This is a genomic window from Thermomonas sp. XSG, assembly GCF_014678725.1.
Classification (GTDB): domain Bacteria; phylum Pseudomonadota; class Gammaproteobacteria; order Xanthomonadales; family Xanthomonadaceae; genus Thermomonas.
Genome location: NZ_CP061497.1, coordinates 26,056 through 38,212, shown reverse-complemented (window position 1 = coordinate 38,212; position 12,157 = coordinate 26,056). Strand labels below are relative to the sequence as shown.

Genomic DNA, 12,157 nt, shown 5'->3' with positions numbered 1-12,157 from the left:
AGTAAGCTCCGACCATGATCCGCCTTCGCCATCGGAACTGGTTCAAGCGCACTGCCCTCCTCGCGATGGTGGCGTTGCTCTGGTCCCAGTTCGCACTGGCCGGTCATGGCGGCTGTCTGGATCTCAAGGTCACAACCGCCGCAGTCGCGGCCGACGCGGACACCCACCACGACCACGGTCACGGTTGTGGCGCCGAGCTTCCCTCGGCTGACGAGGCACTGTGTACCGCGCACTGCAGCGAAGGCGACCTCTCGGCAGACAGCGGACGCATCCCGCCGGTTCCGCCGCTGCTTGTCGGCGTGTGGTTCTCCTGGTTCGCGGTCGCGGAAGTCGCGGACGGTGGCCCCGGGGTTACGTCCACATGGGTCGATTCGCCACCCACGCCTGCCTGGCACCGACCCACCGCGCATCCCGCGGCCCTCCTGCTGATCTGATGCCCGAACGCTGACTGCGCCGCACGCCTGTGCGGTGCAGTGCTGTGCGTTCGTGCCGTGCGCGTCACGGCATGTGTTCCTGCCCCGGCCGAGCGACTGCGTCGCGTCGGCCCAAGGACACTGATATGGCATCTCCGTTCTACCTGTGGCAGGCCAGCCGCCTGCACTGCCACCCGCTGTCCTGCCAGCGGCCACCGCGGCGGCGCCTGCTCGCCTGCGTGCTCGCCGGCGCCTTGTGGGCGCTGGCGCTGCCGGTGACCGCAACCGAGCCCATCCCGGGACACAGTCTCGAGTCGATCCGGACCTGGGTGCTCGAACACAACCCCGAGCTTCGGGCCATGGGCTTGGAAACCCAGGCTGCCGAAGCGCGGATCCTGCCGGCGGGCGCCCTGCCCGACCCAATGGCCTCAGTGGGATTTCGCGGCCTCGATCCGGACAAACCCTGGCGCACTGTCGGTGCCGAGCGTGAGGTCAACTACGCGCTGCGCCAGCGCTTCCCGCTCTGGGGCAAGCGCGACCTGGCGCGGACTGCGGCCAGCCAGAACGCGGTCGCGATCGGGCTCGATCGCATCACCGCGGCGCGCGACCTGCTGTCCGACGCCGAGGCGGCCTACGCACGTTATTGGCATGCCGATCAAGCGGTAGCCGTGCTCGATCGCCGCATCGCCCTGCTCCGCCAGGTCGAAGAGATCGCGGGAGTGCGCTACGCCCTTGGCCGCGCGCCACAGCAGGATGCCATCCGCGCCCAGGTCGAGCAGACCAGCCTGCAGCGCGAGCGGATCGAACGCCTCGCCGCCAAGCAGGAGGCGGCCGCCACCTTGAACGCGGTGCTGGGGCGCCGTTCCGATGCACCGCTGGCGGCTCCCGACGAGGCGCCGCGCCTTGCCGTCCGCAGCGCTTCGCTTGCCGAGGCTCTGGACGCCGCCGACACGCACCCCGCGGTCCGTTCGCAGCAGGCCCGCGCCGAGGCCGCGCGCACGAATGTGGTGTTGCAGCGTCGCAACCGCTTTCCCGACATCACCGTCGGCGTGGGTGCGATGCAGCTGGGCAACGGCATCCAGAGTACCGAGCTGATGCTCGAGGTGGAGATCCCGTTCCAGCAGCGCGCCCGCCGCGAGCGCGAGCGCGAATCGCGCCTGCTCGAGGAAGCCGCGCTGGCCCGCAGGGACGCCACGCTGCGGGCCGTCGAGGAGCGAGGCGCTTCCGCCTGGTCGCAGTGGACCAGCGCCCGCGAACGCCGGCAACTGATCCAGAACACGCTGCTGCCGCAGGCCGACGCCACCTGGCAGTCGGCGCTGGCGAGCTACCAGGTCGGCGAAGTCGACTTCGGGACGCTGCTGGAAGCACTCAATGAATGGCAGGGCGCCGATCTCGCACGGGTCGATGCATTGCGTGACGAACTGTTGGGCGCCGCCGCCGTGCGCGCCATCGAAGGAGATATCCGATGACCCGTGTCCAGACCCTGTCGCTCGCCATCGGCGTCGCACTCGCCGCCCTCACCACAGGCTGGATGGCCGGCCGCGCGACCAACGATTCGCCGACCGCAGCTACATCCGCCGAGGCGCCTGCCGCGGAGCGCAAGGTGCTTTATTACCGAAATCCCATGGGGCTCCCCGACACCTCGCCGGTGCCGAAGAAGGATTCGATGGGCATGGACTACGTTCCGGTCTATGCCGACGACGCGCCGCCGGCGGCGCCGGGCACGGTGGTGCTGCCGCCGGACAAGGTGCAGGCGCTGGGCGTGCGCACGGAAGCGGTTACGCGCGGGGCACTGTCCGCCACCGTGCGCACCAGCGGCACGGTCGAGGTCGACGAGACCCGACAGTACGTCATTGCCCCGCGCTTCGAAGGCTGGGTGGAGCGGCTGTACGCGAACCAGACCGGCATGCGGGTCCGCGCCGGGCAGCCGCTGCTATCCGTCTACAGCCCGCAGTTGGCTGCGGCGCAGCAGGAATACAGGCTCGCTGACGAGACCGCCCGCAGGCTGGCCGGATCCGATCCCGCCAGCGCGGCATCGATGACCCGCCTACGCGATGCCGCCCGTACCCGCCTGCGCAACTGGGAAATCAGCAATGCGCAGATGGACAAGAAGGCCCTGATCCTCACCGCGCCGGCAAATGCGGTGGTGATCGAAAAACCGGTGGTCCAGGGCGCCCGGTTCGAGGCGGGCGAGACCATCCTGCGCCTGGCCGACCTGTCGATGGTGTGGGTGGTCGCCAAGGTGCCGGCGGCGCAGGCCGCGGGCATAGCAATCGGCCAGCCCGCCCGCTTTGAAACCGTAGCCCTGCCAGGCCAAGTGGCCAAGGGCAAGGTCACCTTCGTGCAGCCCGTCATCGATGCAATGACGCGCACCGTGGACGTGCGCATCGCATTGCCCAATCCCAACGGCGACCTGCGGCCCGGGCTCTACGGGACGGTGCTGCTCGAGGCGCCGGGAACCGGCCCGGTGCTCACCGTTCCGCGTTCGGCCGTGCTGGACAGCGGCACGCGCCAGATGGTGCTGGTTGAGACCGGCGCGGGCCGTTTTGTACCGCGCGACGTGACCCTGGGTCGTCGCGGCGGCGAGCGCATCGAGATCCTCGACGGGTTGTCTGAAGGCGAACAGGTCGTGGTGTCCGCCAACTTCCTGATCGACGCCGAGAGCAACCTGCAGTCGGCACTCAAGGGGCTTGAGGGTCACGCAGGACACGGGTCGCCCTCCGGCACCAGTGAAGATCCGCAGCGCGAACAGTCAGGCGATGGCTCCGCCGACCCGCACGCCGGCCATGGTGCCGAGGCAGCGGATCCGCACGCCGGGCACAGCGAGGAGGCGGCTGACCCACATGCCGGCCATGCCATGCCTGCGGCGCCGGCGGATGCGCCGGCTCCCGCCAGCGCCCTTGACGCACCTGCCGGTCAAGACGGCCATGGCAGCCACGGGATGATGAGCGACCACGCCGCACCTACTTCCCCCACCGGGCACGAGGGGCACTGACATGCTTGGCCGTCTCATTGAATGGTCGGTACGCAACGTCTTCCTGGTGCTGGTGATGGCGCTGGCGATCGTCGCCGGGGGCATCTACGCGCTGACGAACACGCCGCTGGACGCCCAGCCGGACCTCTCGGACGTACAGGTGATCGTGTTCACCGAGTACCCAGGGCAGGCGCCCCAGGTGGTCGAGGATCAGGTCACCTATCCGCTGACCAGCGCCCTGCTTGCAGTTCCGAAATCGCGAGTCGTCCGCGGCTTCTCGTTCTTCGGCGCCTCCTTCATCTACGTCATCTTCGAGGAAGGCACCGATCTCTACTGGGCGCGCTCACGCGTGCTCGAAAACCTCAACGTCGCGTCGAAGAACCTGCCGCCCGGCGTGGCACCCGCACTGGGCCCTGACGCCACCGGCGTGGGTTGGGTCTATCAGTACGTCCTCAAGAGTGACCGCCACTCGCTGGACGAACTGCGCGCGATGCAGGACTGGTATCTGCGCTACCAGCTGACCACCGCGCCCGGGGTGGCCGAGGTCGCCAGCGTCGGTGGCTTCGTGCGCCAGTACTCGATCACAGTCGATCCGGTGCGGCTGCGCGCGTTCGACATCCCGATTTCGCGGGTGTCCGAGGTGATCGCTGCAAGCAACCGCGACGTTGGCGGCCGTGTGATCGAAATGGCCGAGACGGAGTACATGGTGCGGGGCCGTGGCTACCTGCGCGGCATCGAGGACATCGAGAACCTGGTGCTGCGCGCCGAAGGCGGCGCACCGGTGCTGATCGGCGATGTTGCCCGGGTCGAGCTTGTGCCCGATGAGCGCCGCGGGATCGCCGATCTGGACGGCAAAGGTGACGTGGTGGGCGGGATCGTGATTGCGCGATTCGGCGAGAATGCCCTAGCCGTGATCGACGGGGTGAAGGACAAGATCGCCCAGCTTGCGAGTGGACTGCCGGAGGGCGTCAGCGTGCAGGCGGTCTACGACCGCTCCGACCTCATCGTGCGTGCGATCAAGACCCTGCGCACGACCCTGCTCGAGGAGAGCCTGATCGTCGCGCTGGTGTGCCTGGTGTTCCTGTTCCATGCGCGCAGCGCGCTGGTGGCGATCGTCATGCTGCCGGTCGGCGTGCTGATCGCGGTGATCGCGATGCGTGTGCTGGGCATGAACTCCAACATCATGAGCCTGGGCGGCATCGCGATCTCGATCGGCGTGATGGTCGACGCGGCGATCGTGATGATCGAGAACGCGCACAAGCACATCGAGCGCGGCGACGGCTCCCGCAGCCGCACCCAGCTGATCATCGACGCCTGCCGCGAAGTCGGGCCGGCGCTCTTCTTCAGCCTGATGATCATCACCGTCTCCTTCCTTCCCGTGTTCGCGCTGGAGGCGCAGGAAGGCCGCCTGTTCAAGCCGCTGGCCTTCACCAAGACCTTCGCCATGGCCGGTGGCGCGCTGCTGTCGGTGACGCTGGTACCGGTGCTCATGCTGCTGTTCGTGCGCGGCAAGATCGTGCCCGAGTACAAGAATCCGGTGAACCGGTTCCTGGTGGCGGCCTATCGGCCCGTGATCGACGTCGTGCTGCGGCATCGCATGGCCACGATCGTGCTCGCGCTGGTCGTCCTGTTCGCCAGCCTGTGGCCGGCATCGCGCGTGGGAAGCGAGTTCATGCCCACGCTCAACGAGGGCACGCTGCTGTACATGCCCGCGTCGCTACCGGGCATGTCGGTGACCAAGGCCTCCGAACTGCTGCAGCAGCAGGACCGGGTCATCAAGGGTTTCCCGGAAGTGGAATCGGTATTCGGCAAGGCGGGGCGCGCCCTGAGCGCCACCGATCCGGCGCCGCTGGAAATGTTCGAAACCGTCATCAACCTCAAGCCCGAGGACCAGTGGCGCGACGGCATGACCACCGACAAGCTCATTGCCGAGATGGACGCGGCGCTGAAGTTCCCGGGTGTCGCCAACTCCTGGACGATGCCGATCAAGGCCCGCACCGACATGCTGGCCACCGGCATCCGCACGCCCGTGGGCATCAAGATCTTCGGTAACAACCTGGATCAGCTGGCGGCCCTGGCCACCGAGATCGAAGCCGTGGTACGGCAGGTGCCGGGGACGACCAGCGCCTTCGCCGAACGCCTGACCGGTGCCTACTACCTCGACATCACCCCCGACCTGGCCAGCCTGGCCCAGTACGGCGTGACTCTGGGCGAGGTGCAGGACGTGGTGGCGGCAGCGCTGGGTGGCGAGATGGTCACCACCATCCTGCAGGGCCGCGAGCGTTTCAGCGCGATCGTGCGCTATCCGCGCGAACTGCGCGACGACCCGCAGCGCATCGGGACCCAGGTGCTGGTGCCGGTGCCCGGCGGTGCGCAGGTGCCGCTCGGCGAGTTGGCGAAGATCGAGGTTAGGAAAGGGGCGCCCAGCATCCGCACCGAGAACGCCATGCTGGCCGCATACATCTATGTCGATACCCGCGAAAGCGACCTCGGCCGCTACGTGAAGGCGGCGCAGGAAGCGGTCACTCGACAGGTGCAGTTCCCATCGGGCTACTACGTGACCTGGAGCGGTCAATACGAGTACATGCAACGCGCCGCCGAAAAAATGCGGGTCGTCATTCCGGTGACGCTGGCGCTGATTTTCCTGCTGCTGTACCTCAACTTCCGCCGCGTCACCGAGTCGCTGATCGTGATGCTGTCGGTGCCGTTCGCCCTGGTCGGCGGTATCTGGCTGATGTGGCTGCTCGACTACAACACCAGCGTCGCGGTTATCGTGGGCTTCATTGCATTGGCCGGCGTCGCCGCGGAAACCGGCGTGGTGATGCTGATCTACCTCAACCACGCACTGGAGGCGCGCGCCGCGCAGCGGCAGGCCGAAGGCCGCCCGCTGGATGCACGGGACCTGCGCGAAGCGATCATTGAAGGCGCGGTCGACCGCGTGCGCCCGAAGATGATGACCGTGGTCGCGATCATGGCCGGCTTGCTGCCGATCATGTGGAGCAGCGGCACCGGCTCCGAGGTCATGCGCCGCATCGCCGCACCGATGGTGGGCGGGATGGTCTCGTCGACCATCCTGACGTTGGCGGTGATTCCGGCGCTGTACTCGCTGATCAAGCAGCGGCAACTGGCCAGGAAGCCGCCGGCACCTGCCGCACTGCCCGTGGACGGGCCGTGATGCCCACTTTCCACGCACCTGATCCAGGGCGGTCCGCGCACGCGCGGAGCCGTTCTTCCGGTCGTCTGCGGCGCGGCCGGAGGAATGTGATCCATCGCCGCTTCCCGAGGGGATCGTCATGACTGCCAAACCTACACAAAACGCGACCGGGTCCCGACGTTGGGTCTTCTGGATGTTCTTGGTGCTGGCCTTGTTCTATCTCGGCTTCGAGCACCGCGCCCACCTTGCGGGAACGCTCCGCTGGTTGCCGCTGGCCATCCTGCTGCTGTGCCCGTTCATGCACATGTTCATGCACAAAGGACATGGCGGGCATGGAGGTCACGGGCGCGGCGGCAATGCCGACGACACACCCAATGGCAGCCCCGACACCCGTGGCAAGCCTGCAATGACCGATGAAAGGTCCGACACCTCACACAGAGGACACTGACATGCATGCATCTGAAGATGGCTATGGCCTCTGGCTCCTTGCGGCCGTCAACGCCGCGTTCTTCATCTTCTTCGCCTGGAGCTTCTACAAGCCGTTGACCCGGTGGGACTGGCGGGGGTTCGGAATGTTCTCCGCCTTCATCGTGGCGCTGTTTGCGGAAATGTATGGCTTCCCGCTGACGCTCTACGTTCTGGGCGGCTGGCTCAGCGCCAACTATCCGCAGGTCAATTGGCTCAGTCACGACGCGGGCCACCTGTTCGAGATGTGGTTCGGCTGGCGCGCCAACCCGCATTTTGGTCCATTCCACGTCGCGAGCCTCTTCCTGATCGGCGGTGGCTTCTGGCTGCTGTCGGCTTCCTGGCCCGTGCTGTATCGGGCACAGCGCGAGGGCCGGATAACTCGAGAGGGCGTGTATGCCCGCATGCGCCACCCGCAGTACGTCGCCTTCGTGCTGGTGTTGACTGGCTTCCTGCTGCAGTGGCCCACGCTGCTCACACTCGCCAGCTATCCGGTGCTCGTGTGGGCCTATGCCCGCCTCGCGCGCCGTGAGGAAAAAGACTGCCTGAGCCGTTTCGGCAATGATTACGTCAGCTACATGCAGGAGATCCCCGCCTTCATTCCGCGACGTCGGCGCGCCCCCGCCCCATCGGCGGGAGGAACCCGGTGACCCAGGTTGAGGAACTGCCTGAAAAGCGTTTGGCCGTTCCAGTTATCGACCTGCATGTCTCTTCCGTTCTGGCTCTTGTCCCCGATCGTCGTTTCCATTCAAGCCCCATCCAAGGAGTCCGCTCAATGAATACGGTCACACCCGTTGCCTGTTCCGCAGCCCCACGTACGAATCCCTACCGCTGGTTCGCCGCGCTGGCGATGGCTGGCGCACTCGCCTTCTCGTTCGCAGCGCCGGGTGTCGCGTCCGCGAACGAGGGCGGCTTCCGCCACAACGTCTTGATGCGCGGCCAAGTGCTGGAGAAAGAGGACCAAACGCTTGTCGTCTGCGTCGGACAGGCCGACGGCGCCCAGGTCGGACAGGTGTTGGAAGTGATCCGGCACAAGCGCCGTAATCGCGGTCCACGGGATGTCGGGCCACGTTATCGCCGGGAATCCGTCGGTCAGGTGCGCATCACCGGGCTGTTCGACGGTCACTACGCGGAGGCTGAGGTGATCGCCGGCAGCCCCAAGGTCAACGACACGGTGGAGCTGGTTCGCCCCTGACCGGGCGCGCAGTGACGAGGATCCGCGGCGGTCCGTCATGTCATTTGCAATCACTTCCTTCGCGAACAGGAGTCACGTCATGGCAACGTATTCCAGCCCCACCCTGCAGTTCCTCGGCGCCGCCGGCACCGTCACCGGCTCGCGCTATCTAGTCGAGGCCAACGGCCAGCGCGTGCTGGTCGACTGCGGCCTGTTCCAGGGCTACAAGCAATTGCGCGAGCGCAACTGGGCGCCGTTTCCGGTCGACCCTTCGACCATCGACGCGGTCGTCCTGACCCACGCCCACCTTGACCATTCGGGCTATCTGCCGGCGCTGGTCAAGCAGGGGTTCCGCGGCCGGATCCACTGCACCTACGGCAGCGTGGCCCTGTGCGGTCTGCTGCTGCCCGACAGCGGGCACCTGCTCGAAGAAGAGGCGAAATACGCCGCGCGCAAGGGCTATTCCAAGCACAAGGAACCACGGCCGCTGTACACCGAAGACGATGCTCACCGCAGCCTGAAGCAGCTCAAGGGGCATGACTACGAGCGCGATGTCGAGGTCGCACCGGGCATCACAGTCCGCTTCCATCCCGCCGGCCACATCCTGGGCGCTGCCCACGTCAGCGTGGACGCGCAGGGCCAGCGCCTGCATTTCAGTGGCGACCTCGGGCGGCAGCAGGAGTCGCTGATGAATCCGCCGACCCCCCTGCCCGCCTGTGACGTGCTGGTCTGCGAATCCACCTATGGCAATCGCGAACACGTTGCGATCGACCAAGAGGCGGAACTCGCGCCGATCATCCGCCGCGTGGCTGCCCGTGGCGGTGTGATCGTCATCCCGGCGTTCGCTGTCGGTCGCGCCCAGACACTTATGTTGCATATCGCCCGGCTGCGCGAGCGCGGAGAGATCCCTCGGATACCGGTCTACCTCAACAGTCCGATGGCGGCCAACGCCACCGGCCTCTACCACGCTCACCATTCCGAGCATCGCGTGTCTCAAGAGGACTGCCAGCGGATGTTTGAGGTCGCCACCTTCGTCAACACTGTGGATGAGTCCAAGGCGCTCAACCGCCAGCGCGGGCCGATGATCATCATCTCGGCCAGTGGCATGATCACCGGCGGGCGCGTGCTGCACCACGTCGAGGCGTTCGGCCAGGATGACCGCAACGCGATCTTGCTGGCGGGCTACCAAGCCGGTGGAACACGCGGTGCCGCGCTGGCGGCGGGAAAGCGAACATTGCGCATGTTCGGCCGCGAGGTTTCCATTCGCGCCGAGGTAGTGCAGCTGGAAGGCTTCTCCGGCCACGCCGATGCGGGCGAGCTGCTGGACTGGATGCGCACCGCACCGTCTGCGCCGCGCGTCGTTTACCTCACCCACGGCGAGCCCGATGCAGCCGACACGTTGCGCGGGCGCGTGCAACGCGAACTGGGCTGGCGCGCGCGCGTGCCGGAGCACCTGGACCGCGTTGCACTGGATTCCCCGGAGACCCCATGAACCTGCACCCCAACTGCTGCACCGCCGACCAGCTGTCAGCCGCCGAGCGCCAGCGGATCCTTGAACTGGCCGATGCCCACCGGCAGGCTGATCGCGCGTTCGCACATTGGGCAGCCGGCTACGGCGTGATCCGGCATGACCCGCTCACCCAGCTGCGGGTCCGCCAGATGGTGGACGAACTGGTGGCCCTGGGCCGCACGCCCAATACCGGCACTGCTTGGCAGCGGCTCGCCGCGGCCGATCGCGTCGCCAGTGCCGGCATGTGGCTGGTGGCGCACATGACCTACAGCCAGCGGGTCCGTACCGACGGCACGGTCCTTGAGGCCGACGATTTCAAGCTCACGCCTGAAGGCCACACCGGCGGGTCCCTCAACATGGTGCCCGCCTACGCCGGCTACCTCCTGATGGACGCCCTGGATGGTGTCACCCGCGCTTGGATGATGGGCCAAGGGCACTGCGTGGCCGCGATCGACGCGCTGAACGTGTTGGTTGGCAACATGACCGACAGGCACGCCGAACGCTATGACCGCTCCGACGCCGGACTGAGCCGGTTCGTCGGCGACTTCTACGCCTACACGCTCAATCCGGACGGGACGCCGGCGTCGCCGCTGGGCTCCCACGTCAATGCGCATACCGCCGGGGGCGTGATGGAAGGTGGCTATCTCGGCTTTGCCGAGCTTCAGTACGTGCATGCGCCGCTCAAGGATGAACGCCTGGTGGCGTTCCTCAGCGACGGTGCGTTCGAAGAACAGCGCGGCAGCGACTGGGCGCCGCGCTGGTGGCGTGCCGAAGACAGCGGGCTGGTCAGCCCGATCATCATCCTCAACGGGCGGCGTATCGAACAGCGCAGCCAGATCACCCAGCAAGGCGGCGAGCGCTGGTTGGACCGGCACCTGCGCTTGAACGGCTTTGATCCGATCGCGCTGGACGGGCGCGATCCGGCCAGCATCGCGTGGGGCATCCACGTGATGGAATCGCGCCTGCAAGCGGGCGCCGCCGTCCCCGATACCGACGTGCGGCTGCCCTATGGCATCGCCGAAACCGTGAAGGGCTTCGGCTTCCCCGGCGCCGGGACCAACGCCTCGCACAATCTTCCCCTGCCCGGAAATCCGGCGGTGGATGCAGAGGCGCGCACGCTCTTCAATGAGGGCGCTGCAGCTCTGTTCGTGACCTTCCCCGAACTCGAGGAAGCCGTCGCCGCACTCAACAGCCACGATGACCAGCAGCGGGTGCGCGAGCGCGACCATGCGCTGGCCGATCGCCAGGTGGAACCGCCCCGCGTGCCGGCGATCGCCGACCGCGGCGCCGGCGGCGAGAGCTCGCCGATGACCGCGCTGGACGAGCAGTTTGTCGCGATCGCCGAAGCGAACCCGGGCCTGCGCGTGCGCGTGGGCAATCCCGACGAGCTGCGCAGCAACAAGCTCGACCGCACCCTGGACGCGATGAAGCACCGGGTGCACGAGCCCGAACCCGGTGTCGCCGAATCGACCACCGGCGCGGTCATCACCGCGCTCAACGAGGAGGCCGTGGTCTGCGCGGCGCTCGGCAACAAGGGCGGGCTGAACCTGGTGGTCACCTACGAGGCGTTCGCGCCGAAGATGCTCGGCGCCGTGCGCCAGGAACTGATCTTTGCCCGCCATCAGAAGCAGGCCGGACGCCCGCCCGGCTGGCTGGGCGTGCCGCTGGTGCTAACTTCGCACACGTGGGAAAACTCGAAGAACGAGCAGTCGCACCAGGATCCGACCATGGCCGAGGCGCTCATGGGCGAGATGGCCGACATCTCGCGCGTGGTGTTTCCGCCCGATGCCAACGGCGCCGCCGCAGCCCTCACCCACGCCTACGCGCAACGCGGCACGGTCACCACCCTGGTCGTCCCCAAGCGGCCGGTGCCCCATGAGTTGACGCCACAGCAGGCCAAGGCGCTGGCCGAGATCGGAGCGACGTGCCTGGCCGGCGATCCGGCGACGGCGGCGATCCTGCTCGTAGCCACCGGCGCGTACCAGCTGCAGGAAGTGCGCCGCGCGCAGGCGCGTCTGGTCGAACGCGGTGTGTCGGCCGCGATCGTCTATCTCGCCGAGCCCGGCCGGTTCCGCGCGCCGCGCGATCCGGAGGAGGCACGGTACGTGCACTCCGACACCGCGGTCCAGGCGCTGTTCCCGGTGAGCAGGCCGCGCGTATTCGTCACCCACACCCGTCCGGAGCCCTTCCTCGGCGCGCTCCGCCGGCTCGACACCGGCCCGGCCACCACCGCGGCGCTGGGCTTCGTCAACCGCGGCGGCACGCTGGACGTGCCGGGCCTGCTGTTCGCCAACCGCAGCACCTGGGCACACGTGGTCGACGCGGCTGCGCACGTCCTCGGCCAGTCCCGTGGCAGCCTGCTGTCCGAAGCGGAGCTGGCGGCAGTGGATGGCCGCGGCGATCCGGCCACGATCCTGCGCCCTGCCACGGGGCCAGCGTCGTGAGTCGCCCGGCCAGGACCTCGCGC

General features: G+C 67.6%; 9 protein-coding genes. All 9 read left to right on the top strand.

Annotated elements, in window-relative coordinates; genetic code table 11:
- Positions 1-14 precede the first annotated feature (14 nt).
- The 9 genes from ICG51_RS00190 (at position 15) to ICG51_RS00150 (ending at position 12,134) form a co-directional block, all read left to right on the top strand.
- Positions 15-434 carry a hypothetical protein gene (locus tag ICG51_RS00190; RefSeq protein WP_114958841.1) on the top strand — a complete coding sequence of 140 codons (420 nt, stop codon included), beginning with the start codon at positions 15-17 and terminating at the stop codon, positions 432-434.
- 218 nt (positions 435-652) lie between these two features.
- Positions 653-1,882, top strand: a complete 1,230-nt coding sequence (locus ICG51_RS00185; protein WP_114959245.1) for a TolC family protein — start codon at positions 653-655, stop codon at positions 1,880-1,882.
- The gene (locus ICG51_RS00180) at positions 1,879-3,408 is read left to right on the top strand and encodes an efflux RND transporter periplasmic adaptor subunit (protein ID WP_190281000.1); all 1,530 of its coding nucleotides are present in this window, start codon (positions 1,879-1,881) and stop codon (positions 3,406-3,408) included. Before ICG51_RS00185 ends, ICG51_RS00180 begins: the two co-directional genes overlap by 4 nt.
- A gap of 1 nt (position 3,409) precedes the next feature.
- Positions 3,410-6,562: a CusA/CzcA family heavy metal efflux RND transporter gene (locus ICG51_RS00175; RefSeq protein WP_190280999.1), complete on the top strand. Its 3,153-nt coding sequence runs from the start codon at positions 3,410-3,412 to the stop codon at positions 6,560-6,562.
- A 172-nt stretch (positions 6,563-6,734) separates the two neighbouring features.
- Positions 6,735-6,989: a DUF2933 domain-containing protein gene (locus tag ICG51_RS00170; RefSeq protein ID WP_255428735.1), complete on the top strand. Its 255-nt coding sequence runs from the start codon at positions 6,735-6,737 to the stop codon at positions 6,987-6,989.
- 1 nt (position 6,990) lies between these two features.
- Complete coding sequence (locus ICG51_RS00165; RefSeq protein ID WP_190280998.1) at positions 6,991-7,656, top strand: isoprenylcysteine carboxylmethyltransferase family protein; 666 nt, start codon at positions 6,991-6,993, stop codon at positions 7,654-7,656.
- Positions 7,653-8,201, top strand: coding sequence for a hypothetical protein (locus tag ICG51_RS00160; protein ID WP_190280997.1), 549 nt, complete (start codon positions 7,653-7,655; stop codon positions 8,199-8,201). Before ICG51_RS00165 ends, ICG51_RS00160 begins: the two co-directional genes overlap by 4 nt.
- Before the next feature lie 79 nt (positions 8,202-8,280).
- Entirely contained in the window at positions 8,281-9,672 is a 1,392-nt protein-coding gene (locus ICG51_RS00155) for an MBL fold metallo-hydrolase (protein ID WP_114958835.1), read from the top strand.
- Positions 9,669-12,134, top strand: coding sequence for a xylulose 5-phosphate 3-epimerase (locus tag ICG51_RS00150; protein WP_223809478.1), 2,466 nt, complete (start codon positions 9,669-9,671; stop codon positions 12,132-12,134). The genes ICG51_RS00155 and ICG51_RS00150 overlap by 4 nt, the downstream gene beginning before the upstream one ends.
- The last annotated feature ends 23 nt before the right edge of the window (positions 12,135-12,157 follow it).

Excerpts from the sequence above, each read along its gene's own strand:
- ICG51_RS00190 (WP_114958841.1), top strand. The coding sequence starts at position 15 with ATGATCCGCCTTCGCCATCGGAACTGGTTCAAGCGCACTGCCCTCCTC.
- ICG51_RS00180 (WP_190281000.1), top strand. The coding sequence starts at position 1,879 with ATGACCCGTGTCCAGACCCTGTCGCTCGCCATCGGCGTCGCACTCGCC.
- ICG51_RS00175 (WP_190280999.1), top strand. The coding sequence starts at position 3,410 with ATGCTTGGCCGTCTCATTGAATGGTCGGTACGCAACGTCTTCCTGGTG.
- ICG51_RS00170 (WP_255428735.1), top strand. The coding sequence starts at position 6,735 with ATGTTCTTGGTGCTGGCCTTGTTCTATCTCGGCTTCGAGCACCGCGCC.
- ICG51_RS00165 (WP_190280998.1), top strand. The coding sequence starts at position 6,991 with ATGCATGCATCTGAAGATGGCTATGGCCTCTGGCTCCTTGCGGCCGTC.
- ICG51_RS00155 (WP_114958835.1), top strand. The coding sequence starts at position 8,281 with ATGGCAACGTATTCCAGCCCCACCCTGCAGTTCCTCGGCGCCGCCGGC.
- ICG51_RS00150 (WP_223809478.1), top strand. The coding sequence starts at position 9,669 with ATGAACCTGCACCCCAACTGCTGCACCGCCGACCAGCTGTCAGCCGCC.